The following is a 21,810-nucleotide window of genomic DNA, read 5'->3' on the forward strand; positions in this document are numbered from 1 at the left end:
TAATAATATGAGATTAAATATGAAAAATACAGTTTTATCATTGTTGATGCTTGGCGTGTTGGCTGCCTGCTCACTGGATAAAGACCCTTTGTCTGAATATTCTGAGGTAATACTTGGAAGAACCGATGAGGATGGAGATCGAATAAGATTTGAAAATCGTGGTGAAGTGCTTGCGCAGTACGAAAGTATGTATAATCGATTTCGCGATAGACAGGAGCACTGGTATCTCGACTATCTTCTTATCAATGAAGCTAGAGCCGATAATGCGTATGCCGGAACCACCGGTGCCGAAGTGGTTCCATTTGAGAATAATTCCCTCAATGCAGGTAACAGCGTGATCAGCAGAGACTGGAATAACTATATGGCTGATATGGCTCATGCTACCCAAATCATTGAAAATATTGATTTGGTTCCGGATCCCGGATTTTCTCAGTCAGAGAGAGCTCAATGGAAAGCTGAAGCAAAAATTTTCAGAGCCATGATTATGTTGGATATGGCGCGGTTGTGGGGTAACTTTCCGGTAATTACAAAAGTTCCTGAGGATATTACATCAGAGAATATCACAGAAGTGTGGCCGGCTTATTTTCCACCACAAAGTTCTCAGGAGGAAGCTTTTCTGCAAATAGTAGAAGATTTAAAGGCAGCAATACCTCATGCTCCTGCTGCAGGTAGTGATAAAACCCGTTTAACCAAAGCGGTAGCGCGATCTTTGCTGGCTAAAGCTTATGCAGAGAAGCCGATACAGGATTACGCCAAAGTTATTGAGTATAGCGATGCTGTTATTAATGACGGATTTTCGCTGGTTGAGGATTATTCCATGCTTTTTGGAATGAATGAGGCCGTAACCGACATCATGGCTAGAAATACTTCTGAGTCTATTTTTGAAACTCACTTTTATACTGGAAGTGGAAACTGGGTGTCATGGATGTTTGGAAGGGATTTGCTTAATTGGGATACACAGTTTTCTTGGGCTAAATGGGTTACCCCGTCACGCGACTTAATTTCTGCCTTTCAGGCTGAGGGAGATGATATCAGGTACAGTGAATCAATTGTCTATTATGAGGCAGGTTGGAGCAATTATTACCCCGCTGATAATTATCCTTTCATGTTTAAAATGAGATCTGCAAATAACAGTATCATCAGGTTGAGATTGGCCGATATCATGTTGCTAAAAGCAGAAGCGTTAGCATGGACTGGAGATTTAAACGGCGCCGCTGACATTGTTGATCAGATCCGGGCGAGAGTAAACCTTTCTCCACTACCTGCTTCTGTAAGAGGATCCCAGGATCAGATGATTGATGCGGTGTTGCATGAAAGAAGGCTTGAGCTTGCTTTTGAGGGGCAGCGTTTGTTTGATCTAATTCGGAACAACAAACTTCAGGAGGTAATGAACACCATTAATCAAAGAGATAGTGGCCGTTTGCCACAAGTGCGTCCATTTGATGAAAATTCGGAATTGTTACCGATTCCTCAAACTGTTTTAGATGCGAACAGTAACCTGATTCAGAATCCGGGATATTAATATGGTTAAAACCTGCGGCCTCGCTTGAGGCCGCAGAAATATAGGAATTTTAAAAAATATGAATATGATTAAAAGAGTGATTTATTCAGTGATGTTGGGTTTCCTGTCTTTTTCTTGTGTTGCATCATGCAGCAAAGACAGCGGATTAAAAGAGGAGGTAATTAAGGATATACCCGAAGGTGATGTAACGGTGTTTGTAACATCCTCAAATCGTGCATATGATTTTGAAAGGATGGCATTGGACTTCAGTTCAACTTCAAACATGTCCCCTACCACCATAACTCTTAATCCTGAGGTACGTTATCAGCAGATTCACGGTTTTGGTGCTGCGGTTACTGGTTCATCAAGCTATAATTTATTGCAAATGACCCGGGAAGATCGAGCCAGATTTTTAACAGAAACATTTTGCCACGATAAAGGAATGGGTTTCAGCTATACCAGAATCTCAATCGGCGCATCTGACTTTTCTTTAAGTGAATATACGCTTTGCGATACTCCGGGTATTGAAAATTTTAGTCTTCAGCATGAAGAACTGGAGTACATTATTCCTGTTTTGAAAGAGATTCTGGAAATCAATCCAGGTTTGAAAATTATGGGTTCACCCTGGACTCCTCCGCGCTGGATGAAAGTGAATAACCTGAATGATTTGCAACCTCATAACTCATGGACTGGTGGCAGATTGAATCCAGTCTATTATGAGGATTATGCTGCATATTTTGTGAAATGGATTCAGGCCTTTGCCGATCACGGTATCGAAATTACCTCAGTTACACCGCAAAACGAACCTCTCCATCCTGGTAATTCAGTATCTCTGTATATGACATGGCAGGAGCAACGGGAGTTTGTGAAATATATGGGCAGAGCATTCCAGGAAGCCGGATTGAGTACCAAAATTTATGTGTTTGATCACAACTATAACTATGACAATATTGCTGATCAGGTTAATTATCCCATACATATATACAGCGATGAAGAAGCCCGCCAGTTTGTAGCAGGTGCTGCTTATCATGATTATGGAGGTCATCACGATGAATTATTAAATATTCATTCACAAGCTCCTGATATGGAGTTGGTATTTACTGAATCCTCAATCGGAACCTGGAATGATGGGCGTAATCTTTCTCACCGTTTAATGGCAGATGTTGAAAACATAGGGCTTTCTGTGGTAAATAAATGGGGTAGAGCAGTAATTGTGTGGAACTTAATGTTAGATATGAACCGAGGGCCCAACAGACCTGGTGGTTGCACCACTTGTTTTGGAACTGTAGACATCAGCAATGACTACAGTTCAATCACCCGAAATTCCCATTACTATATGCTTGGACATTTATCTTCTGTTATTAAACCGGGTGCAACACGTATAGGTACGTCAGGTTTTTCTGATGCCGGTATAAATTATACTGCCGTAGAGAATATTGATGGAACCTATGGTTTTGTAATTAAAAATGATACGGCAGAGGCTCGTTCAATAACAATCAGTGATGGTGAAAAACACTTTACATACAGGATTCCTGCACGTTCAGTGGCCTCATATCGTTGGGAAAAGTAGGTTTGATGGCTATAAATAAGCCTTAATAATGCTTTTGTTTGATTTTTGATATTTGCGATGGCAAATATCACGGTAGTTAATCAATTTAAAACAAATCAATATGATACGAAACATATTAAAAGCCGGAGCTTTATTCTTCTCATTAATGATTTTAACATCATGTGATGATGATAAGGAAGTGGCAGGAAATCCGGAGCTTACTGTCAATACTGAAATAGTCTCGGCTCATTTTGGTGACAGTATTCAATTTAATGTTACTGTAAATGATGATGAGGTGCCCCTTTCAACGGTTAAGGCTCAACTCTTTTTCGGTGACGAGATGGTTGAAGAAACCGTCATTAGAACAAAGGAAAATGGTCAATACCACGGGGTGATTTTTGTTCCGTTTTTAAAGAATATTCCAAATGGCACAGCAACCATGCGTTTTGTTTTACAGAATATTCGGTTTGCAGTGGCGCAACAATCATTTGACGTGGCATTAACACGGGCAGATTATCCCTATCTTACTCTGATAACTGATGATCAGGAGTACGAGATGTCACGTGTTGGCCTATATCAATATGCTGCCAGCGCTTCTTTTCCCCAAAAGGTGAGTGGGTATATTAAAGCCCCGGTGGTGTCAGAATGGGGTAATGAAATTACTTTTGGGTGGAGCAATGGAGAAATCTCCGAAGGAGTGACTAATCTGATTCATTTTTCAAATTATGCTGCAGGAGAATATGATATTGAATTCAATACCTTTACTTATGCTGCTGCTCCATTTATCTCACTCGAATTTGCCGGTATTGAAATGGCTATGATAGATGAGGATAATTATCGTGTTGAGTTAAATCTTGACCAGAATCAGGATATTGAATTAGGCGGTATTGCAGATATCGAGGAGTGGTGGATTGATGAGGATTTCTTTACTCTGAATTCAGACAATACGCTTACATTTTTGCCGGTGTCCGGTCGATACCGTGTGACGGCTAATTTTAACCGTCGGTATTTCATTGTTGAAGCCATGACTGGAAACAATCTTTCAACCTTACAAGCTGATGGAGGCGGAGCTATTTGGATAATTGGAACTGATATTGGCAAGCCGTCATTGTCTAATGAAGTTGGATGGAATACCGATAAAGCTTTGTGTATGGCTCAGGTTTCACCTAATGTTTATCAAGTAACTGTAGTTGCTGGTGAATCTATGAATAATGAGAGCATTAATTTCAAGTTTTTCCATCAAAAGGGATGGGGAGGTGAGTTTTCCAATACTACCCTTACAACTGAAAGTGACATCATTTTTGTAGGTGATGGTGAAAATGGCAGAGACCCTGGGAATCTTGGATTGATGGAAGGGGTGATTTTGCCATCTGGAAACACTTATGTTATTACAATTGATGTAAATGAAGGGATTGAAAATGCTGTTATGTACGTAACAGAGAAGTAATAAGGTTTTTCACACCTGACAACCATCATGCAGGTAGATTGGAAACAGGTTCCTTTACTACCTGCATGATTTTTTGAAGTTTTGTTTTTGCAAATTTTAGAGATTTATACAATCGTCAAATATGGCCTCTGGCCAATAATATCGAAAATAGTAAGGAGTATGAAGTATACGTTAATGACTGTTAAAGCAGTTCTGTTCGGCTTGGTTATGTCAATCTCAGCTCAGGAGATACCAATATATTTAGATGATTCATTTCCAATAGAAGAAAGGGTGGAAGATGCGTTATCTCGGCTAACTACACAAGAGAAAGTCGCACTTCTCCATGCACAATCAAAATTTAGCTCTGCAGGTGTTGCGCGTCTGGGAATCCCTGAAGTATGGATGACCGATGGACCACATGGTATTCGACCAGAGGTGTTATGGGATGAATGGTCTCAGGCCGAATGGACTAACGATTCATGCATCGCTTTCCCGGCACTTACAGCACTGGCTGCTACCTGGAATTTGGAAATGAGCAGGAAGTACGGTGAAGCCATTGGTGCAGAGGCTCGGTATCGCAAAAAAACAGTCCTCTTAGGACCCGGTGTGAACATCTACCGCACACCCCTAAATGGGCGGAACTTTGAGTATATGGGAGAAGACCCGTTTCTTGCCTCTAAAATGGTGGTGCCCTACATTCAGGGCGTTCAATCCAATGGTGTAGCCGCTTGTGTTAAGCACTTTGCTGTAAACAACCAGGAAGTCGAACGTGGTACTATAGATGTCCAAGTGGATGAACGTACCCTTAGAGAGATTTATCTTCCAGCATTTAAAGCAGCTGTGCAGGAAGGAAATGTCTGGGCCATTATGGGTGCATATAACAAATTCAGAGGCGAACATTGCTGCCACAATGACTATCTTCTCAATAAGATTTTACGGGAAGAGTGGGGTTTTGATGGCGTGGTAGTTTCAGACTGGGGTGGTGTTCACGATACCCGGGAGGCAATTTTTAAAGGCTTGGATATGGAATTTGGCACATGGACTGATGGCCTTTCATGGGGAGCCAGTAATGCTTACGCCAATTACTATCTGGCACAACCCTATCTTAAGTTGATCAAATCCGGAGAAGTAGGAACAGAGGAATTGGATGCGAAGGCCAGAAATGTACTACGTTTGATTTTTCGTACCGAAATGGATCGCAACCGACCATTTGGCTCTTTTGGTACTGAGGAACACGGCATGATTGCCCGTGAAATAGCACAGGAAGGTATTGTGCTTCTTAAAAATGATGGCAATATTCTGCCCATCAATCCTGGCAGAACAAATAGAATTGCGGTTATTGGCGAAAATGCCATCAAAATGATGACTGTAGGAGGTGGTAGCTCATCGCTTAAAGCTAAATATGAAATCTCTCCTTTGGATGGTTTGCGTCAGCGTTTAGAACCCAACGTGGAAGTGGTTTACGCACGGGGCTATGTAGGAGACGTGGGTGGTACTTATAACAACGTTTCAACAGGTCAGGATTTGAATGATGACCGCTCTGAGGAGGAGCTGATGGCCGAAGCCATTCAGGTAGCCCAAGAAGCCGACTATGTTATTTTCATTGGAGGACTCAATAAAAGTGAACATCAGGATAGTGAGGGTACAGACCGATTAAGTATGGATCTTCCCTATAACCAGGATGTTCTTATAGCTGAACTGGCCAAAGTAAATGCTAATTTTGTTGTTGTAAATGTTTCAGGTAATGCTGTAACTATGCCCTGGATAAATGATACACCTGCTGTTGTGCAGAGTTGGTATCTGGGTTCAGAAACAGGTACTGCATTAGCCGCCATATTGGTCGGCGATGTGAACCCTTCTGGTAAACTACCCTTTTCATATCCGGTTAAGCTTTCAGACAATTCGGCTCATGCTTTTGGCGAATATCCAGGTAGCAATGGCGTTGTGAGGTATAACGAAGGTTTATTGGTGGGTTATCGATGGCACGATAAAATGAGTGTAGAACCTCTTTTTAGTTTTGGGCATGGGTTAAGTTATACCACTTTTGCTTATGGCAAGGCTCAACTTAGTGACAAAACCTTGTTGAGAGATGGAAAGATAACTTGTTCAGTAGCGATTACCAATACCGGGGATAGAGCTGGAAGCGAAATTGTTCAACTTTATATTTCGGATAAGAAATCATCTCTTCCCCGTCCGGTTAAGGAACTTAAAGGGTTTAAAAAAGTTAAAGTTGAGCCAGGCGAAACTGTTGTAGTTGATTTTTTAATTGATGTTTCTCTGCTGCAATTTTATGATGATCGAAAGTCTCAATGGGTTGCAGAATCCGGAAAGTTTGATGTTTTAATTGGAGCATCCTCTTCTGATATTCAAACCACAACCTCATTTACTTTGAAATAAATAACCATTCTTAAAAAAGTTAGTTGTTTTATTAACTCCAAATACGAGACTTTGTCTCGTGTTTGGAGTTTTAATTTAATAATAGGGAGCTTCTTTTGTGACAAAGCTCTCTCTCATTTTTTTATGCTTAATCTCTTACGGGTGTATAAATTGCCTGTCCTGGTGTAACTATAGAATATATCCTTACAACTTTGTTTAAAAGAAATATCATGTGTATTAAGAGACTGTTTAAATTTATAATTAATCTGCATTGAAGACTTTTAGATGTTAGACATCTAGACTGATAGACAAGATTAAATTGAAAATAAGATAAATCTAATCATCTTTCTAAACTACTCTATCTGTCTTATCCCGAAGCCTCGGGATAAAGATCTATAATCTATAGAATTCTTATAACCTAAATTTAAACAGTTACTAATACAAATGTATTATTCTGTCTAGGACATATTTTTGCTCTTTTCTATCAATTCATCTATTTCAGGATAGTTCTTTCTCAATCTGTAACGAGCAGTCTCCAATCCCCTAACCGAGATGTTAAGGACACTAGCCATTTCCTTGTTTGTTAATTCCATTTTAATAAATGCACAAAGTCTTAGATCCTTAGATGACATGTCAGGGTAATGGCTTTTTATCAGGTCAAATAAGTCTTTATGCACTCGCTCCAAATTTGAGTCGAAAAGTTTAAACTGTTGTTGGTTATTAAGATTAACTGAGATGGTTCTGGTTAAATTTAATATTTTTGAACGAATATTGTCGCTTTTAGCCTGTTGCCTTATATTGTTTAGCTCATCTTGTAATTCTATCAGCAATTCTTGCTTTTTAGCTATAAACATAGTGTAATTGGCTAAGTCCTTACTCTTTTCTACTACATCAGACTCTAATTGCTCCTTGTCTTTTAGAATCTCTTTTCGTTCCTGTTCAAGTTTTATTTTCTCCAGTTCTATCTCTAATATCCTTTGGTGTTTTTTCTCTTCAAGTTGAGTTTTTGCTTTCTCTTTTTTGACGATAATTCGCACCCATAAAACAATCAGGTAGATGACGGTTATGCCACTTAATGTCCAGATAATAAGGAAGATTCTTGACGCATACCACACCGGCTCCACTAAAAGTGAAATGACAGCGGTGTTGGTTATTTCTCCTGATAAGCTCCGCCCTTTTACATGAAACAGGTATTCCCCACTTTTTAAATGAGGGTATATAACCGAAGCTTCACTTTGCCAGTTTGTCCATTGATGTGATTGCCCCTCAAGCCAATACGAGTATTGGATGGTTGCTTTATCACGGATAAAAGGAGCGTTAAAAAAGAACTGTATGTTTGTGGCCTTATGCGGAATTGTTATTGTGTTTAAGGGGTCAGGAATATGGTGAATTATTAATGAATCTTCAATTTGAAATATTAATCTGGATATGGTTATTCCTGGTTGAATGGTGGTTGTTTTCTCATATTTCTCTATGTCAAATGAATAGAGGCCGAATGAGGTTCCGATTAAGACCCCTTTGTTTGAGTATGGAACGAGGCATTCCATACTCTGGTTGAGTGTGCCTTTAAGCGACAAAAATGGGTCTCGAATCACACTATCCATCTTCTCTGTTTTGAAGAATGCAATCTCATCATCAATTACACACCAAGAAATACCATCTTTATCGATGATTTGTCTGATGTTAAGATCATCGCCGAGCAGGGCATTTAGTTTTTCGTGTCTTTTAAATCTGTTTGTTTCTTTGTCAAAAAAATAAATGCCATGATTAGTCGTAAAAACAACCTGATTATTCCACCAATGAGCATTAATGTTAAAGGTTGAAGGTAATCCATCTTGTTCAGAAAAATGTTCAACTCCTACAATTCTTCTATTGTTTGAACTTGTTTTTATTCGATATACCCCTTTGTAGCCATGGCAAACCCAGTATGAATGAGATTCGTCAGTCAGAATGTCTCTTGTGGACTCCTCAAAACCCGGTAACTGAAATTCAATGGGATTTATTTCCCCGTCGATAATGGATATTAATCCCATTCCATTGTAGAGATTCACGAAGTATTCATTTTTACTGTTCACTACCGGGTAGAGTTTCCAAACACCTGAAAATCCCGGGATTTTCTGTGCAATCCCGTTTGAGATGGTATATAATCCATTATCGTGACCACATAGTAATATGCCATTAACGACTTGCAGACTCCATGCCTGGCCTTCAGTGTTCGCAACTTTTTTGAACTGAATTTGATTAATGGAGTTGTTGCTCTGTTTTTCCGAAGACCTAAAAACACCTTCATTTGTGGCGAGATACATTCTGTTTTCAAAAATTACAACGTCATACACTGAGGAACCCTTGAAAATGTTTGTTAAGAATGAATTAGGGTCAAAATAGTCCAGTCCTTTATCCAGTAATGCCCATATTGTTTCTTCCTTGCTTTCAAAAATTGACAATACGGTATTGTCCTGAAGGTTTGAGTAATGTCTTGCCGGGGTGTAATATTCCCCATTCGGTATCCATGAGTGCATTTTATGACTTAAAGACCCGATGAATAATTTGCCATTTTTGGATTGAACGGCACTGATGTAGGGCGGTTGAAAAGTTTGAGTGGCTAATTTCTGGATAAATGAACTGTTATTGAATTTGAGATTAACCAAGTAAAGAGATCCCTGCCGGGTTAAAAGATGGATTTCTGTGGTTTGTGATGTGGGCAGAATTTTGAGAATTTCTTCATTGTTTATTTCCGAGAGGGATAGTACGATCTCCGTTTGTAGGGTGTTTATATTTATTATTTGTAGTTGATTACTGTCAACTACAAATAATAAATCATTGCAAATTCCACCAAATTGAAATTGGTCATCAGCTTCAATAATTGCCATTCTTCCTTCTTGGTAAATAAAAAGATAAGAAAAGCTTCTGAAAATAAAGGTGTTGTTTATTTCATGAATGCCCCATAAATTGCCAAAGTTTCTGTATTCTGCCGGAATCAATTCCATCATTGATTCGTAGTAATATCCCTTACTATTGTGGCGTATATTACCTATTTCGTTAAAAGCACCTGCAAAAATACGATGATCAGATGTAGCTAGCAGACTTCTTACCCCACTGTGATTTGGAATTTTCACATGATCCCATCTGGCTCCGTCAAAAATTAAAATCCCATTGTTGTTGCCAAAAAAAACATTTCCATTCTGATCCTGACAGGCATCCCAAAATTGTGATGCATTTTTATAATCGTTTCTTGTAAAATGAGTGATAGGTGGGTTGCCTAATATGTCATAAGAGTTTGTGGAAATGGCAATGATTATTGATGTCAGTATAAAATTTACTATAAGCCTATGCTTCATTATTTTATCTTTTTGATCTTGCAGCCAGATATATTTTAAGGTTAAATGCAATGGGTGTATGATATAATTGTATCTGTTAAATTATTAAACAAATGTAGCTATAAAATTTGTGCTGTGGCGATTCTTACTTTCTAATTTATTGTTTTCTGTCTATTTTATTGGCAGGGTTTCATAGTTGAATATCAGATTTATATGACTTTTTGACGTAAAAAAGAAGTACTCCCCAACAGCTAGGGATGTAGTTTAGGAGTGCCCATATATTTGAGTAATGTTGTTAATAACTATTAATTCGTAGTGGTTGAAATTACTTTTTATTAACAACTCAGGTTGATTTTTTGCTATTGTTTAACTTAAATTTTAAAAGATGAAAAAGAACTACTTTTTTGCTGTTGCAATTGCGATGGTTAGTATGTACACCACTGCTCAGGTAAATATCTTGTCCGGCAGCACCATGGAAGCAGACGATGAGAATGCCTGGAACTTTTCTACTCTAAACACAGATGCAGGCAACACTTCTGATTACGTTTTTGGTTACACTGACGAGATACCTGATGGAGGTGAGGCTGGTGCTCTTAAAATGACTGTTACAAATACTGGTGGAGGCGTTCAGCTTATGGTTTATCAGGCAGTTACAGTGAAACCTGGTGTTAATTACGCGATTGATTTTGATATTAAGTCGCTTGATGGTACTACTTTGCATCAATTTTGGGTTGAAACCTACGTTGGTCTTGTTGAACCAGCTGCTGGAGCTGATTACTCCGGTAACGAAACTACCTACATGTTAGGCGGATTTAAGTATCAGGGATGGGCAGGGGACTGTCCGACGGAATTAAATACTTCCTTATTAGCAAATGAGAGCTGCATATCAGGTGATGTAACCGATGGTAAAGATGCCTCTTCATTTTCTATTGATTTTATTAGTGAAGAGACCACTGTGTATGTTGGTTTGAAAGTTGGTTCATGGGATGGTGGCGGAACCATGAGTCTTGTCATTGATAACTTTGTAATGATGGAACTTAGTGCGTCCTCTTTGTTTTCGGGACAGGCTTCACCGATTTCAAAAATTGATGTATGGCCAAATCCTGTTAAGGATGTGCTAAACCTGACAAGTGATATTATTATTAACGATGTTAGTATATTCAATGTTATGGGACAAGAAATGACAGCTCCTCGTTTTAATGATAGCATGATAGAGGTGTCTTCACTCGGTAAAGGTGTATACTTTGTAAAGGTAATTGATGCCAATGGCAATGCCTACGTCAGTAAGTTTACTAAAGAGTAGCGGATAAATAAACAAATATTAAGTTTTATATTAATTGCAGGCACTTTGTATTTATACGAAGTGCCTGCTTTTTTATTTAGATCCGACTAGTTCATTCAAACCATCAATATTGGAATACTCTTTCTTAGGACTAAAAGGGACTGTTTCTAAGAACTATTTATATTTCTACGGTAATGGTTAGGAAATGAGTATTATGGAATTTCGGAAACTGTATCATGACACAACTTAACGATTCTGATATTTTTACCCGAACCTTATTCCTTCCTCCGGGTAGAGTAATTGGTCATAAATTTTTTAATGGAGACATTACAGGGAATCAGTGGGATGGAAATGAAGAACTGGAGGGGATGGAATGTGTTGATGAATAGAATAACAGAGTACTGTTGCTTCCTGAAAGTGAATATTCGGCTAAACATATTTTTAACAGTTGTGAGGTTCCAACATCATTAATTATTCCATCTGCTCCTGGAATTCGTGTGTCCCCTAATCCATTTGTTGAGATGGTATTTATTGAAGGGGGTGATTCTTTGAATAAGATTGAAGTAATTAAACTTAAGTGGTGTTGTTATGGGTTCATATAATGATGCTGCAAACGCTATTGATTTGGGATATCTCAGCAGCTGAGTATATTGGTTGAGAATTCATTCAGCAACAGAGGTTGCTGTTGTCCCAATTTTAAAGAAATAAGAGGTTTTCTATTTTCTGTCATTATTTAAAAGCAAAAGTCAGGTAAATATTTTACCTGACTTTTTGCTTATTCTATCAGTTTGTCACAATCACAGTCGCCAACGACTGTTTTTTGTTATTGATTCTTACAATACAACCGGCTTCGCACCTTTTTACATGCTCATAGTCAATTCTTATTTTTTCTCCGTGATCCACTACGTGTGAAAAATTTGCTATGGGGCGACTGAATGTGTCAAATATTTCAATGTCGACCAATCCTGTGATATTTCCCGCTACATAAAGAGGCTGACCAGGCTTTATCGGGTTAGGATATATTTTAATTTCTGAGAAGTTATCGAAACTTTTATTTTCAGTGGTCTTAAGTTCGACAGTCGTTTTTAATCCGTTGTTGTTAATATAATCTGATGAAAGAACATAAATGGCATAACTTCTTGCAGGAGCCTCAACCCATACGCGACCATCTCCATAAACCTGGGTAGAAATGTTGTTGTTAAAAGCGTTAACCAGTGTTTGGTTGCTCCAGTTTGACCATCCACTTGGCGTTGCATCTACCCAAAGCCCTTTGGTTGTATTTGAATTGTTTAGAACGATGATGGCTCCGTCTTTTACTCCATTTCCCTGACGACGTGCGACATAGACATCGTTGGTGTTAGATGCGGGATATGGGTTTCCGGTTTGACTCAATACGGATATGACGCCATCCAAATAGGTTTTTCTGACGTCAATCAGTTTAATAATTTCGTCCTGTACCCACGCAGGAGTGGTTACCTGCTTTGAGGCATCGTCTTTGTCTAAAAGTGTAACGCCATACAGGTGAGGATAAAACAGGCAGGGACGTCCTTCGTGGGTCAGAATATAAGCATAACCTAAATGCCAATCTTTGGTTACCCATTTATCGTGTTCTTTCCCGGTGTCATGATTCTCTAAAAAGGTCACGACAGATGTCCCGGGTAGATGGTTCCCATCGTTGTTTCTGACTATGCCTGCATGGTTTAACCAGTTCATGTTGAAGCTTGCATCTCCGTTACACATGTCTGTTAAAGTCGCTTTAAGGGGAAAGTCAAACGCATCGGTGGCAGCTCCATATGAACCTACGTTATTTACCCAACTGTTTATGGCTGCTGCCGATCCCCAATACTCGCCTACAATGTATCTCTGCTCACCGTTCAGTAGCGGTAGACTATTAATCCACGATGCCACATACGACTCCTGAAAACCCCTCACAAAATCAAGCCTGAAACCATCAAAATTTATTACATCAGCCATCCATGCTCCCCATTCATTCATCCGTTGCTGTATGGCCGGATCAAAGGTGTTCAAATCGTTTCCAAACCCTTTTGTGTTTGTTATAATCTCATCACCCATGCCCCAATCTCCCAACCAGTCGAATTCATCAACCGGATGAAAATGAGTATAATTCCAAGTCCAGTTTTGTTCGCCAACTCCGGTTTTGTGAGGAAAAGATAGGCCGGTGTTGGTTACAGCCTGAAGTTGTGTTGATGCAATGTTTTGACCGTTAAACCAAATCTCAAAAGGGTAGTAACCTCTTGTCTGGTCTCCCCAGTACCAGTTTTCACCTGATTGAATCCGGGACGTTAGTTTTATGATAATGTCTTTGTTTCCCGGCGCAGTTACTCTGAATTCGTCAATATCACCTTCATAATTTATAAAAGCTCGAACAGTATTACCCGAACCCGGAAATACATTGAAATCACCACCGCCATTATTGGGTTCAGTTTCCCAGCTATAGTTGTTGTTGAATCCACTGTCGTTGTAATCAATTTGGATGTCATACGCACGATTTTGATATGAAGTGTTGTAATTCAGATAATAACCTTTGATTTTAATGTAGTAGTCTCCAGCCTGTGCGTTTGGAATTACCCAGGTAATTTCATTGGTTGGATAGGGGACGTATTGTTGCCCGTTTCTATAAGCTTCATCAAACACATACTGTTTAACAGCCGGGTTTACCTCGGCATCATCATCGCCGGAGTATATATGGTTAAGAATGATGTCTGCATATACATCAACCTTTGGCAATCCATTGGATGTATCATGCATAGTAGCAATCATGTTTTCAAGTTCAGCACGACTCCCGAAACGGGTCTCCACTGAACCCTTTTGATAATAGTTGCCCAAATCATAATGATCATAAATGCCGTACCCCATATCAATAATGCCCCAGTTGCCTTTGGATGGTGAAGGCACCCATATACCGGTAATTCCCCAATTTTTAAAATCGATGGATTTATTGCTGAGATTGTTCCACCATAGTCCTTTTTTTTTCTCTGCGTCGACCGGCACATCCCAATAAAAAGCCTGAAGCATAACATCATTTTGTGCCGCCAATGGCTTTACCATAGAAACAAGAAGCAGTGAAAACATAATATAGACACCTGCTTTTTGCATTTTCTGAATGAATGATTTTTTCTTCGATTTCATTTTGTCAGATTTTTTGAATTTAGTTAAAGAATAATTTTGGAGATTAAAATCGAAGCAATATTCATAAATAGAGGCACAAAAAGCGACCTGCTTTTTGTTTTAGGACTTTTTTATTTTCAAGTATTGGTCTGGATTTTTAAAATAGGACTTTGTAAATAATATAAAATCAGTCATTAAATTGGTTTTGTTTGAAATACTCTCTGGGAGATAAACCTGTACTTTTTTTAAATGCTAAATTAAAAGTAGATTTTGAATTAAATCCGGCCTCATGTGCCAGGGATAGATAAGTGAGATTTTTATTCCGGTTTTTATTTATCATGTTTATAAAATCACTGATTCGGAATTGATTTATAAAATCTCTAAAGTTATGATGAAAGCCTTCATTTATTGCTTTCGATAGGATGTGTGGTTTTGAATTGAGTAATTCTGAAAAATGAGACAATGTGAGTTCCGGATTTTTATAGGGTTTTTGGCTGTTCATAATCTCTTTGATATTTTCAAGCAGCAATATGTCATTGCTGCTTAATGTGCTGAATTGTTCTGTTTTAGTTGTGAAGAGAATCGACTTCTGATTTATGATATAGTAAAATGCCCAAAATATTTGTAAGGGTAAAAAAATGAAAAGTGCGCTTATAAGATATTCCTGTGAGACAAATTTTCCATAAAAATATAAAGCCACTGCAACAATGGCCTTTATTACCAATATCAGGTTAAAACAAACAAGAATAAGAATGAATGTTTTTGCATAATTGTTCTTGTGTTTTAATTCGTTTACTCCACTCATAATAATATTCATTTCAGGAAAAAGTTTGTTCCAATAATAGTTGGAATATGCTTGCTGATTCCATCTCTTTATTATGATTTTTATGAGTGTAAAAATCAGGTATATAAGCAATGAGCTGGTAGTTATCATCAAAAGTGAAAAGTCGAAATAGTAGAGAAAGAGATCAACATCTCTTTCTGGAAAAAGTATTGGAAACAGGTTTGTAATTCTAATGGCAATAACAACGATCAAGATTAAAGGAAACCAAAAATGATTGGTTATGCTTTTCTCGGTGATGTCCATGAAACGGTGTGCAAGATTCATTATTAAAGGACCCGCCAAAGAAAATATAACAGGCAAAAGAAGGGATATTCGCAATCTCTGGACTGGATCTGAAAATTCATAGATGATGGTGCCTGTAAATGTCAGAATGAGAAAAGTTTCCCAGATTATGATATTCATGACTTTTTGTTGATCAGTTATTTTTATTCTCAGGAGAATAAAAATAAGTAGCAGCCCATTTAATATTCCGGCTGAAAGAACAAAAATATAAAGAGGGATGGCTTTCCTGCCTCCAACATCCTGCCAGTTTATAATTGAGACAAATTCAGAGTCCTGATTCCTGTTAATTATAGTTCGGTTCGGCAGATATGTATTGTCGGAGCCAGTTTCAATTTTCATCCAGCTTCCTCTGGAAAACTTATATTCTAAAGTATCTGACATGAACGGAATTTTTACAACCAACTTTCCATTGGTTCGGGGACGTAGAATATAATCAGGGTCATTAATCTGCCAATTGTTAAAGTTCCCGCAAATGTAAATGGAGTCTTTTTTAGGAGTATTAACAGGAAGAGATTCAACGATTATGTTTATATATGAAATTTCCTCAGAATATACATTGTTCCAGCCAAATGATATAAATAGCGTAAGCTGGAAGACGTGTTTTAGTTTGGCTCGAAATAACTGCCCTATTGGATTAGTACATACCATTGGTGTCCGGTTGAAATTTACATGACGATTAATTGCAAGATTCCTATTGGATCAAACCTTGCTTTCGCTGAATCCCAAAAAGTGATAATCAAAAGAATATTTTCCCCGGAGAATAATCTATACGAAGATAATAAAATGATTTGGTATTTAAGAGAGTGTGTCGATGTTAATGTTTTTTGCACGGCCAAAGGAATGTATCTAAGTAGAATAATTATAAATAGAACATAGGTGCACAAAACATGACAAAAGTCATAAAAAGGAAATTTAGGATTATTGTAACTTATATAAAGAAAAAAGTCTCTAATTGTATCACCTTAAATCTCAGTGCTTATGTCACCAATCCAGGAAATAATTCAAAAGGTTTCTGCCAGTCATGGAACTGAGAGGATAGCATTGCTTCCCATTTTACAGGCTATTTATAAAAATAACCACGTTCTCACAGAAGAGGATATGATTGAAGTAGCCCGGGAATTGGATATCTCTGCTGCACATGTATATGGAACTGCTACATTTTACAGTTTTCTTGAAACCCAAAAAAGTGGAAAATATATCATACGGTTGTGCAAAACCATTACCTGTATGATGCATGGAAAAAATATCATCTTGCAAGAACTGGAACGGTTACTGAAAATCAAACCAGGACAAACAACCCCTGACGGTATTTTCACCCTCACCGAAACCAACTGTTTAGGTCAGTGCCATAAAGGGCCTGCCATGCTGGTTAACGATACTCCTCATACAGACCTGACTCCTGAAAACATCAGGGAGATAATAGATAAATACAGACGAGAAGCATTGCAGTAATTTATGTTGTTGCAAATGAAATATTTTTTGAGTTGATTCTCACAGTTTTAAAACCAGATCATTATGACAAAAAATCTGAAACGACTCGACTTAATATTCAAAAACGAAGGGGACTCTGAAGTTATCCTGGGTAAAACATTAGCCAGGAGCAATGAAGAGTTGATTAGCGATTTAATTGCTTCGGGTTTAAAGGGCAGAGGTGGAGCCGGTTTTCCAACCGGTTTAAAATGGAGATTGGCTGCTGATGATAAGGCTGATGAAAAGTTTATTATTTGTAATGCCGATGAAGGCGAGCCCGGTACCTTTAAAGACAGAGAAATACTGACAAGTGTTCCACACAAGGTGCTTACCGGGATGGCCGTTTGTGCACGCATTATAAATTGTAGGCAGGGATTTATTTATCTCAGGCAGGAATATACTTACCTGATTCCCCATCTTAACAATGCCATTGAAGAGTTTCATCAGCTGATGAAGAAATTCAAAGTGGATTTTGAGGTTAAGATTTTTATGGGTTCGGGCGCATACATCTGTGGTGAAGAAACGGCTCTATTTGAAAGTATGGAAGGAAAACGGGGAGAACCTCGCAACAAACCTCCTTATCCAACCAATTTTGGATACAAAGGAAAACCCACAGTCATAAATAATGTTGAAACCCTGGCCCATACCTACTCCATATTTAAGTATGGTCCTGAAAAATTCAGAGATTTAGGAGTTAAGGACAGCAGGGGAAGCAAAGTGTTTTCTGTTTCAGGGGACACACCCATACCGGGGATTTACGAACTGGAATTTGGTATGACGCTTCAAAAGTTTGTGGATGATTTTGGGGATGGAGATGCTAAAGCGGTACAGGTTGGCGGTGCTGCCGGTTTTTGCGTTCCCCGCAAAAAATTCGAAAAAACAATCATTGGTTACCAAGGAAAGCTTACAGGAGTATCTCTACCAACGGGAGGTTCCATGATGATTTTTAACTCCTCAAGATCTATGTACAATGTTCTGCATAATTACCTCGATTTCTTTGTGGAGGAGAGTTGCGGACAATGTACTCCCTGCAGGGTTGGGACTCAACAGTTGTTAATGGGAATTCAAGCCGTAAAACGAGGAGAGCGACCCTCTACATATCTCGATAAACTATTGGAACTTACAGAGGTGATGCGGGTAACAGCCAAATGCGGACTTGGACAGTCGGTAGCAAATTCTTTTTCTTCAATAGTTGAGAATTTTAAGGAAGAGATGATCTATTGATTATGTGAGAGGCATTTAAGTCTCTGTTTAAATTTAGTTTATAAAGAATTCTATAGATTATAGATCGATAGAAATTAGACAGATAGAATAGTTAAGAAAGATGAAACTCGTCCCGAGACCTCGGGAGCCTATAAAAACAATTTATAAACAGATGAAACATCCATGTTGAGGAATCTTATCACACAGGCGGATGATTATTCATGGATGTTCTCCCGAGTACTCGGGAGCAACTTAAAGACAAATTATAAACAGATGAATAGGCACAACTGGTTTTCTAATTTGTCTTGTCTATCGGTCTAGCATCTAATATCTAAAAATCTATTTAATTTATCTGATATGGATTAAATAGTCTCTAAGTTCAGTTATTTGCTTTGTTTGAGAGTTGAATCGGTATAGCCAAATCTGTTAAAAATTAAAATTTTATAAGCATATGAGTAGCCAGGTAACTTTAAAAATCGACAGCATATCTGTTAGTGTTAAGCAGGGTACTTCATTGCTTGATGCAGCACGATCAATTAATATTAAAATTCCCACACTATGTCATCACGAAGATTTGTGTGTGGCAGGTAACTGCCGGGTTTGCGTGGTTGAGCAAACAGGTTCTGACCGCTTGTTGCCGGCATGTGCCATTCCGGCATCAGATGGGATGGAAATCCATACCAACAGCATGAAGGTTCGTAGTTCCCGAAAGCAAATTCTTGAACTTTTGGTTTCCGAGCATCGCGCTGAATGTACCACTTGCTACAAAAGTGGTAATTGTGAATTACAGGAATTGTCACATGAATACATTCTCGGGGAGAATGCATTCATAAATCTGGTCCCATTTAAGGAATATACCATCGATTATTATTCTCCTTCCATCATTAAAGACGATAGTAAATGTATTCGTTGTCAGAGATGTGTCCGCACCTGTGATCAGCTGCAGAATATTGGTGCCTTAACAGTCTCCAAAAAAGGAAGTGAAATGAAAATTTCCACATTCTTTGAGAAGCCTATTTACCAGGTTGTGTGTACCAATTGCGGACAGTGTGTTAATCGTTGCCCAACAGGGGCACTCACTGAGAAAAACTATGTTGAGGAGGTTTGGTCGGCTATTAATGATGTTAAAAAATATGTGGTGGTGCAAACAGCTCCCGCTGTTCGCATTGCACTGGGCGAAGCTCTTGGAGTTGATCCCGGAGAAATTGTTACTGGGAAAATGGTGGCTGCTCTGCGGCGGTTGGGTTTTAATTCGGTTCTGGATACCGATTTTACTGCCGATTTAACCATAATTGAAGAGGGGCATGAGCTTCTTCAGCGCCTTAAAAAAGCGCTGAAAGAGAAGGATAAGAATGTTCGGTTGCCTATGACAACCAGCTGTTCGCCGGGGTGGATTAAATTTATTGAGCATATATTCCCTGATTTTCTGCCAAATCTTTCTTCCGCAAAATCTCCACAGCAAATGTTTGGCGCATTGGCTAAAACGTTTTTCGCCAATAAAATCGGGGTTGATCCCGCTTCCATGGTCAGTGTATCGGTAATGCCATGTACGGCTAAAAAATTTGAAGCCAACAGGCCGGAGATGTTTTCAAGCGGATATCAGGATGTGGACTATGTTTTAACCACTCGGGAGTTGGCGCTTATGATTAAACAGGCCGGCATAGATTTTAAATCATTGGCCGATGATACCTACGACAGTATTATGGGAGAGAGTTCAGGAGCAGCTGTAATATTCGGAGCCACCGGTGGTGTAATGGAGGCCGCTTTAAGGACAGTTTATGAAGTAGTTACCGGTAGGGAGGTCCCGTTTGAAGGACTAAACATTACTCCGGTCAGGGGAATGGAAGGCGTTCGAGAAGCTACCGTCAAAATTGAGAAAACTCTGCCGGAATGGGATTTCCTTGAAGGGGTGGAGGTGAAAACCTGTGTGGCGCATGGACTCGCCAACGCAAAAAAAGTAATGGAGTCGGTAAAAGATGGTTCTGCAAACTATCATTTTATTGAGATCATGGCTTGTCCCGGTGGATGTCTTGGGGGAGGCGGACAACCAATCCCAACCTCTCCAGAAATCAGGAAGGTTAGATCTTCTGCCATTTATCGGGAAGATACGCATAAAACCATCAGGAAATCCCATGAAAACCCGGAAGTGGTTAAGGTTTATAAGGAGTTTCTTGGCGAACCGTTGGGGCACGAGTCGCATCGGCTACTCCATACACATTATACACCAAGAGAGCGGTATTGAATCTATTTGCATAAAACATAAGCATTTTTGACCGGATTAACGCATAAAACCGGGATTGCTGATTTGTTTTTAATGATGTGGAGTTCATCAGGTCCGGTTATATAATGACCTGCACCATAATGCTTGGTGGTGCTTAGCACCACCAAACTGTTTCCGGATTCATCAGCAAGTTTGATGGCCTCCTTTGGTAATCGTCCTGATCCGGTACTGCTCTCATGCAATACGTATTGTGTGCCGGTTTCTTTAAATAATTTATCAACAAAGCGAATGTTTAAGTCTGTATTGTTCTTTGCCCATTGTTCTTTTTCATTTGCTTTGAGCACAATAATGCGACTGCCTGAAAATCTACCAAAATATGAAGCCCAAATGGCAGTCTCTTTATCCGTACGATCATAGCCAATTGGTATAATGACTGTGCTGGGAAACCAGTTGTCATAAGCAAATTTGGGTAAAATCATATAGGGAAGCCTTAACTTTCGGGTTTTCAACATAAATCTGAGTTCTTTCAATGGCCTTGGAAAACCGCTTGGAAGCTCAGGGAATATTATCATAATCGCCTCCTCATTATGGCTGTTCTTTCCCATTAGCTGGTTGTAATTGAAGTTGTATGGGAATGAGATAAATCTGAATGCCGGAAGTGATCTGAGAGTAGATTTTTTAGTTGTTAAGCTTTTCTCAACATATTCTGTTGAGAATTGGTCGTTCATTAACAGAAACGTGACAGATGCTCCGAATACCTTTGCAATTGGGAATACTATACCTCTCAATGTTTGTAAATCTGGAGGTTTAGCACAAGCCACTATGATGGTGGTTTGAATGTTTGGAAGCATTTTGTTTATTGATTTAGTTCTGAAAAATACAATATTTTTTAAATTTTGAGTTATTTTGTTTAAATTCATACCAAATCATAGGTGAAATTAATTCGGATACCCAATGAATCAGGAGCATAGAGTTACTATTTGTCTTGGAAGTTCTTGTTTTTCAAGAGGGAACAAACATGTTTTAGAGATTGTGAAGAGTTATTTAAAGGAGCACAATCTTGAGCCAACTGTTTTTTTTAGTGGGGAGTTATGTACCGGTTTGTGTGAGGAGGGTCCTGTACTTAAAATTGATGGTAATTTATATAAAGCGGTGTCATCTGAGAATATTTACGAAATACTCGATGAGTATTTCGGTCATTCGTAGTGTT

At 38.8% G+C, this 21,810-nt stretch carries 14 protein-coding genes; 10 read left to right on the forward strand and 4 right to left on the reverse strand.

Features of this window, described 5'->3' with window-relative positions; all coding sequences use genetic code 11:
- Positions 1–19 precede the first annotated feature (19 nt).
- The 4 genes from EV194_RS04225 to EV194_RS04240 all read left to right on the forward strand — a co-directional run bounded on the left by EV194_RS04225 (position 20) and on the right by EV194_RS04240 (position 6,873).
- The gene (locus tag EV194_RS04225; RefSeq protein ID WP_243699326.1) at positions 20–1,522 is read left to right on the forward strand and encodes a RagB/SusD family nutrient uptake outer membrane protein; all 1,503 of its coding nucleotides are present in this window, start codon (positions 20–22) and stop codon (positions 1,520–1,522) included.
- Between the two features lie 64 nt (positions 1,523–1,586).
- The gene (locus EV194_RS04230; protein ID WP_132432448.1) at positions 1,587–3,071 is read left to right on the forward strand and encodes a glycoside hydrolase family 30 protein; all 1,485 of its coding nucleotides are present in this window, start codon (positions 1,587–1,589) and stop codon (positions 3,069–3,071) included.
- A gap of 100 nt (positions 3,072–3,171) precedes the next feature.
- Entirely contained in the window at positions 3,172–4,497 is a 1,326-nt protein-coding gene (locus EV194_RS04235) for a DUF5125 domain-containing protein (protein WP_132432450.1), read from the forward strand.
- A 159-nt stretch (positions 4,498–4,656) separates the two neighbouring features.
- Positions 4,657–6,873, forward strand: coding sequence for a glycoside hydrolase family 3 C-terminal domain-containing protein (locus EV194_RS04240; RefSeq protein WP_207915902.1), 2,217 nt, complete (start codon positions 4,657–4,659; stop codon positions 6,871–6,873).
- A gap of 437 nt (positions 6,874–7,310) precedes the next feature.
- Here EV194_RS04240 and EV194_RS04245 read toward each other — a convergent pair whose 3' ends face one another.
- Positions 7,311–10,190 (reverse strand): triple tyrosine motif-containing protein, encoded by a 2,880-nt coding sequence (locus EV194_RS04245; protein ID WP_132432452.1) that lies wholly within the window; start codon positions 10,188–10,190, stop codon positions 7,311–7,313.
- Positions 10,191–10,554: 364 nt separating this feature from the next.
- Between EV194_RS04245 and EV194_RS04250 the strand changes: the two genes are divergently transcribed.
- Positions 10,555–11,472 (forward strand): T9SS type A sorting domain-containing protein, encoded by a 918-nt coding sequence (locus tag EV194_RS04250; protein ID WP_132432454.1) that lies wholly within the window; start codon positions 10,555–10,557, stop codon positions 11,470–11,472.
- 215 nt (positions 11,473–11,687) lie between these two features.
- On the forward strand, positions 11,688–11,840 hold the full coding sequence (locus EV194_RS16865; protein WP_165921798.1) for a hypothetical protein: 153 nt from the start codon (positions 11,688–11,690) through the stop codon (positions 11,838–11,840).
- 394 nt (positions 11,841–12,234) lie between these two features.
- Here EV194_RS16865 and EV194_RS04255 read toward each other — a convergent pair whose 3' ends face one another.
- Positions 12,235–14,601, reverse strand: coding sequence for an alpha-amylase family protein (locus EV194_RS04255; RefSeq protein ID WP_207915904.1), 2,367 nt, complete (start codon positions 14,599–14,601; stop codon positions 12,235–12,237).
- Between the two features lie 166 nt (positions 14,602–14,767).
- Positions 14,768–16,354 carry a helix-turn-helix domain-containing protein gene (locus EV194_RS04260; RefSeq protein WP_132432456.1) on the reverse strand — a complete coding sequence of 529 codons (1,587 nt, stop codon included), beginning with the start codon at positions 16,352–16,354 and terminating at the stop codon, positions 14,768–14,770.
- A gap of 330 nt (positions 16,355–16,684) precedes the next feature.
- On the opposite strand from EV194_RS04260, the gene EV194_RS04265 reads away from it, so the two are divergent.
- From EV194_RS04265 to EV194_RS04275, 3 genes are all read left to right on the forward strand, one after another.
- Positions 16,685–17,158 carry an NADH-quinone oxidoreductase subunit NuoE family protein gene (locus EV194_RS04265; protein ID WP_132432458.1) on the forward strand — a complete coding sequence of 158 codons (474 nt, stop codon included), beginning with the start codon at positions 16,685–16,687 and terminating at the stop codon, positions 17,156–17,158.
- A 63-nt stretch (positions 17,159–17,221) separates the two neighbouring features.
- Positions 17,222–18,400, forward strand: a complete 1,179-nt coding sequence (locus tag EV194_RS04270; RefSeq protein ID WP_132432460.1) for an NADH-ubiquinone oxidoreductase-F iron-sulfur binding region domain-containing protein — start codon at positions 17,222–17,224, stop codon at positions 18,398–18,400.
- Between the two features lie 430 nt (positions 18,401–18,830).
- Complete coding sequence (locus tag EV194_RS04275) at positions 18,831–20,621, forward strand: NADH-dependent [FeFe] hydrogenase, group A6 (protein WP_132432462.1); 1,791 nt, start codon at positions 18,831–18,833, stop codon at positions 20,619–20,621.
- A 2-nt stretch (positions 20,622–20,623) separates the two neighbouring features.
- Here EV194_RS04275 and EV194_RS04280 read toward each other — a convergent pair whose 3' ends face one another.
- The gene (locus EV194_RS04280) at positions 20,624–21,451 is read right to left on the reverse strand and encodes a hypothetical protein (RefSeq protein WP_132432464.1); all 828 of its coding nucleotides are present in this window, start codon (positions 21,449–21,451) and stop codon (positions 20,624–20,626) included.
- Between the two features lie 103 nt (positions 21,452–21,554).
- Here EV194_RS04280 and EV194_RS04285 point away from each other — a divergent pair, with 103 nt between their 5' ends.
- Positions 21,555–21,806, forward strand: coding sequence for a (2Fe-2S) ferredoxin domain-containing protein (locus EV194_RS04285; RefSeq protein ID WP_132432466.1), 252 nt, complete (start codon positions 21,555–21,557; stop codon positions 21,804–21,806).
- The last annotated feature ends 4 nt before the right edge of the window (positions 21,807–21,810 follow it).

Source organism: Natronoflexus pectinivorans, from assembly GCF_004345615.1.
In the GTDB taxonomy this organism is placed as follows: domain Bacteria; phylum Bacteroidota; class Bacteroidia; order Bacteroidales; family Marinilabiliaceae; genus Natronoflexus; species Natronoflexus pectinivorans.

What these genes read in the sequence shown, in the direction of transcription:
- EV194_RS04225 (WP_243699326.1), top strand. Translation starts at nt 20, where the DNA reads ATGAAAAATACAGTTTTATCATTGTTGATGCTTGGCGTGTTGGCTGCC.
- EV194_RS04230 (WP_132432448.1), top strand. Translation starts at nt 1,587, where the DNA reads ATGATTAAAAGAGTGATTTATTCAGTGATGTTGGGTTTCCTGTCTTTT.
- EV194_RS04235 (WP_132432450.1), top strand. Translation starts at nt 3,172, where the DNA reads ATGATACGAAACATATTAAAAGCCGGAGCTTTATTCTTCTCATTAATG.
- EV194_RS04240 (WP_207915902.1), top strand. Translation starts at nt 4,657, where the DNA reads ATGAAGTATACGTTAATGACTGTTAAAGCAGTTCTGTTCGGCTTGGTT.
- EV194_RS04245 (WP_132432452.1), bottom strand. Translation starts at nt 10,190, where the DNA reads ATGAAGCATAGGCTTATAGTAAATTTTATACTGACATCAATAATCATT.
- EV194_RS04250 (WP_132432454.1), top strand. Translation starts at nt 10,555, where the DNA reads ATGAAAAAGAACTACTTTTTTGCTGTTGCAATTGCGATGGTTAGTATG.
- EV194_RS16865 (WP_165921798.1), top strand. Translation starts at nt 11,688, where the DNA reads ATGACACAACTTAACGATTCTGATATTTTTACCCGAACCTTATTCCTT.
- EV194_RS04255 (WP_207915904.1), bottom strand. Translation starts at nt 14,601, where the DNA reads ATGAAATCGAAGAAAAAATCATTCATTCAGAAAATGCAAAAAGCAGGT.
- EV194_RS04260 (WP_132432456.1), bottom strand. Translation starts at nt 16,354, where the DNA reads ATGGTATGTACTAATCCAATAGGGCAGTTATTTCGAGCCAAACTAAAA.
- EV194_RS04265 (WP_132432458.1), top strand. Translation starts at nt 16,685, where the DNA reads ATGTCACCAATCCAGGAAATAATTCAAAAGGTTTCTGCCAGTCATGGA.
- EV194_RS04270 (WP_132432460.1), top strand. Translation starts at nt 17,222, where the DNA reads ATGACAAAAAATCTGAAACGACTCGACTTAATATTCAAAAACGAAGGG.
- EV194_RS04275 (WP_132432462.1), top strand. Translation starts at nt 18,831, where the DNA reads ATGAGTAGCCAGGTAACTTTAAAAATCGACAGCATATCTGTTAGTGTT.
- EV194_RS04280 (WP_132432464.1), bottom strand. Translation starts at nt 21,451, where the DNA reads ATGCTTCCAAACATTCAAACCACCATCATAGTGGCTTGTGCTAAACCT.
- EV194_RS04285 (WP_132432466.1), top strand. Translation starts at nt 21,555, where the DNA reads ATGAATCAGGAGCATAGAGTTACTATTTGTCTTGGAAGTTCTTGTTTT.